Genomic DNA, 4,337 nt, shown 5'->3' on the forward strand with positions numbered 1-4,337 from the left:
TTGACAAATGATATTTTAGAGAGTTGCTTTTAGACCAAATGTGAGCCCTTTGGTAGATGGGGTAACCATATGATAAAAGCCTTGTGAATTTCCATTTCCATAAAGGCTACCTTCAGGGTCTCCATAGGTAAAGTCGGAATCAATCCATAGATTTCTTCCCGTAACACTTACACTTAAAGAAGAAAAAGGAATTTTTTTCATCAACTTGGTTGGTAGGCTGTAAGCAAGACTTATTTCCCTGAGTTTCACAAAACTTCCATCCTCTACAAAAAACTCATCTATATTGGAGTAGAAATCCCGAAAATAGGGACCATCCTGCATGATTGCGGTCTCATTAGGGGTTCCATCTTCATGTACTCCCTCCCAAACCTTAGTTTGATTTCGGTTTTCAGTAACTTTAGCCGTACCATAAAAAACCATATAGTACTGATCAAAATTGAGAATATCCCCTCCTTTTCGGACATCAATTAAGGCTGATAAAGACAACCCCTTAAAAGAGAATGTGTTTCGAATACCTCCTGTCCAATCGGGCTGAACATTTCCAATAGGCCCTAATTCTTCTTCCAACATAGGATACCCATATTCATTAATTACTAATTCCCCATTATCATTGTACTTTAGCCCTTGTCCCCAAATGACACCATATCCATGCTCCTGATCCGCTCGAATCTGAGGGCTGACAAAACCTCCCAAATAAATATTGTCCACACCCTCTGCCAATTCCTTCAGTTCATATTTATTTTTGGAGAAGTTCATTTGCACATCCCAATCGAAACCGCCTATTTTAAGTGGCGTAGCTTGTAGGGTAATCCCAACCCCTTTATTAATGATTTCCCCAGAATTCACCACCCTACTTTCAAATCCCACTTGCAGCAGATATTTCCTGAGAGATGATCTGGTTCTTACTCACTTTATGATAATAGGTAGCATCCAACCCCACTCTGCCATTGAAGAAACGTAAATCTACACCACCTTCCATTTCAGTAATCAACTCATGTTTAAGTTCATTATTTGCAAGAAGATCACTTAGCTCAAAACCATTTAAGCCATTGGTAGGAAAGCTAATATTTCCCCTAGTTCCATCACCTGGATTAACCTGAGTAAATGTTTGGGTTGTCAAATAAGCAGGTGCGTCATTTCCCGCCTGAGCCCAGGACATTCTTAGTTTACCGTATGGAAAATAGTTGGTTTCAGCCAACCCAAGCACTTCGGTAAAGACAAATCCCAGCCCCACAGACGGATAGAAATAAGAGTTCTTACCATTGGGCAATGTTGAAGACCAATCGTTTCGTCCGGTAAGAGTGAGGAAAACATAATTATCATAGTCCAAAACCGCATTTGCGTAAACGCCAACTGTCCTGATATCCTCATCAAGGGCATAACTTTGGGTTTCTTCAGCATTGGTAATATCAAAATAGTCAGGGATACTCAAACCCAATCCCCGGATGGTATTCCGCTTAAATTTTCTGATATTGACATTATGTCCTAATAAAGCACTTATACCAATCTTATCGATAATTTCCCTCTCAACGGTCAACATTAAATCATTGTTGATCTGATTATTACCAATTTGGGATTCATACATTCTTCCGTCAGGAATGGAAAAAGTCCCCACATTCACCTGCTCTTTTCTCAAATCTGAATATCCGTCCCAACCTGTGCGGTTTGTCAGTTTTATTCCTGGTAAAATTTCAAATCCCACAATTTGGGTGATAATAAACCGATCAACATCAGAGTAATTCCCATTGTTTTCTGCTAACCAAAATGGGTTATTGAAGGCTCCGTAATAGGAATAGTAGGTCCCATCATCCGTGTAATAGTTGGTGATATCATGGCTAATAGGCCAGAAGTTTAAGGCAAACAAATAGGAACGAGGACCATTACCTTCGGATAATCTGCTGTTTTTAGAATTGATATAATTTATGGAAGTACTAACATCTACTAATTTGGATAGTTTGGTCTCGAATTTGGCTACAAAACTATTTCTCTTGAATTCATTGCCAGGAACTATTCCTTCTTGATTTAAATTAGAGTAAGACAACAAATAAGTACCCTTTTCATCCCCTCCACCTATAGTCAGGGAATTATTCAGTACTGTTCCCCTGCGATAAAATTCTTTTCGGGGGTCATAGATTTCAGGTATGCCTACAGCATTAATAGCATCCTGACTAACAGAATCTTTATGAGGCCCCCAACTTATGGATGTCTGTGGACTAAGTCCATCTAATTCTGAATACCCTCCAAAATCGACTGGTAAACCATTTCTATAAGCGCCTAAATATCCTTGCAGATAAGAAGATTGAAAGCCCTTAATTATTGCCTCATCAAAACCCACAGAAGAGGATAATTCCACTCTTGGAAATTTACCCGAGGCCTTTCCTTTCTTAGTAATTATCTGAATTACACCATTGGCACCTCTGGAACCATAAATAGCAGTTGCAGATGCACCACTTAGAACAGTTACTTTGTCAATTAAAGAAGGGTCAATATCTATAGCACGATTAGATCCAGTCCCATTAAACAAAGTACTTTCAACCAATGTAGTTAATCCTGGTGTTTGCCGGTTATCAACCGGAATACCGTCAATTACCCATAAAGGCTGGTTATTTCCAGTCAAGGAAGTGGTTCCTCTGATTACAATGCGTGAGGAAGACCCTGCTTGTCCCCCGGAATTATTAATCTGGACTCCAGCTACCTTACCAGCCAGCGCATTCACAATATTGGTCTCCCTTGACTTTATAATGTCTTCAGCAATAACATTTTGAGCTGCATAAGGCAAAGTTCTTTTTTCGGCCTCTATACCTAAGCCCGTGACCATCACCTCCTTTAATTGCATAACATCAGGAAGCATTTCTACATCAATAACCGAACGATTTCCAACCTTCAATTCGTGGTCCTCCATTCCAATAAAAGAAAATACCAACAATTCATCTGGAGAGGAAACTTTTAACTTGTACCTACCATCAAAATCAGTCACTGTTCCAACTGTAGTCCCTTTCAATGTGACATTTACACCCGGTAAAGGTTCCCCATCTTCTTGGGAAACCACCCTACCGCTAAGCAGACGATCTTGCGCATTAGCCAGGCCAAAAAGCAACACTAACGGCATCAACAAAATGATCTGTAATTGTTTTTTCATCAGGAATAATTTTAGGTGAGAAATATGGATAGTGTGGAAAGAAGCAAAAGGTATTACACCAATATTATCAAAGAAGGAGGCAAGGAGAATCCCCCATTTAGGGGGATATTGCAAAAAAGAAGTGATGTAAAGAATAATCTATAGGATCAATGATTTGGGGCAAATGGAAAAAATATTAAAATTGAGCAGGCCAAAAACAAAAAAGACTACCTTTAGTTGGTAGCCGAGTATAGGGACATTTTAGGGAAATTAAGAATCTAAAGCTTAAAGGTTCATTCCTCCTTAATATTGCCCTTTGGCAAAGTAAAAGACACTTCCGTTCCCCTTTTAAGAGAACTTTTAACAAAAATTTCGCCCTTATTTCTCTCAACCAATTCCTTACAAAGGATAAGCCCTAATCCCGTCCCTTTTTCTTTGGCGGTTCCGGGAGTCGAAATTTTCTTTTGAATAGAAAAAAGGTCTCTTTCCACTTCTTTTGGGATGCCAACTCCCGTATCCCTTACCCAAACCTGAACCTGATTACCCCTAATGGATTTGGCTGAAAGGGTAACACTTCCCCCTTCCTTTGTAAACTTAATGGCGTTGGATAATAAATTTCTAATCACGGTATAAACCATGTTTTTATCTCCAAAACCATAGCAGTTTTTGGGAATTTTGTTCATTAAAGTAATGCCCTTTTTTATTGCATTGTTTTGGTACAATTTCTTACTTTCATCCCCTAGTTCTACTATTTTTATTTTTTCAGGATTAAAGGAAATTTGATCCGTTTGGCTTTTGGCCCAGATCAATAAATTGTCGAGCAAGCTATGGGAAGCTTTGGCATTTTCCCTCAACAGTCCAATCACTGACTTTACATCATTTGATACTTTTGTACTTAGCAATTCTTCTAATATATCTATTAGGTTGATAGTGTTGGCAAGAGGACCTCTTAGGTCGTGGGAAATAATGGAAAAAAACATATCTTTATTTTCATTGAGCTCCATTAGTTTCTTCTGGGTCCTCCTTTCTTCAGTGATATCCTCCATAAGCCCCAACATTCCCTGAAACTCCCCTTCATCAGTATAGAGACATCTTTTTCTAAATCTGATATTTCTAGTATCTCCCCCACTTGTAGTTACTTCTGTTTCATAATTTTGAAATTTGCTTTCAATCGCCTGTAAATCGGCTTCATGAAAAACTTGGGCTTCTTCTTTTTGCC

The 4,337-nt window shown here is 38.8% G+C and carries 3 protein-coding genes; all 3 read right to left on the minus strand.

Annotated elements, in window-relative coordinates; translation table 11 throughout:
- Positions 1 to 15 precede the first annotated feature (15 nt).
- Positions 16 to 867: a SusC/RagA family TonB-linked outer membrane protein gene (locus tag E1171_RS06255; RefSeq protein ID WP_155205156.1), complete on the minus strand. Its 852-nt coding sequence runs from the start codon at positions 865 to 867 to the stop codon at positions 16 to 18.
- Positions 857 to 3,139 (minus strand): SusC/RagA family TonB-linked outer membrane protein, encoded by a 2,283-nt coding sequence (locus E1171_RS06260; protein WP_155205157.1) that lies wholly within the window; start codon positions 3,137 to 3,139, stop codon positions 857 to 859. The genes E1171_RS06255 and E1171_RS06260 overlap by 11 nt, the downstream gene beginning before the upstream one ends.
- Positions 3,140 to 3,411: 272 nt before the next feature.
- Positions 3,412 to 4,337, minus strand: a 926-nt coding sequence (locus tag E1171_RS06265) for a PAS domain-containing sensor histidine kinase (protein WP_155205158.1), incomplete at its 5' end; no start/stop codon positions are given.

The organism is Xanthovirga aplysinae (assembly GCF_009711365.1).
Taxonomy (GTDB): Bacteria; Bacteroidota; Bacteroidia; order Cytophagales; family Cyclobacteriaceae; genus Xanthovirga; species Xanthovirga aplysinae.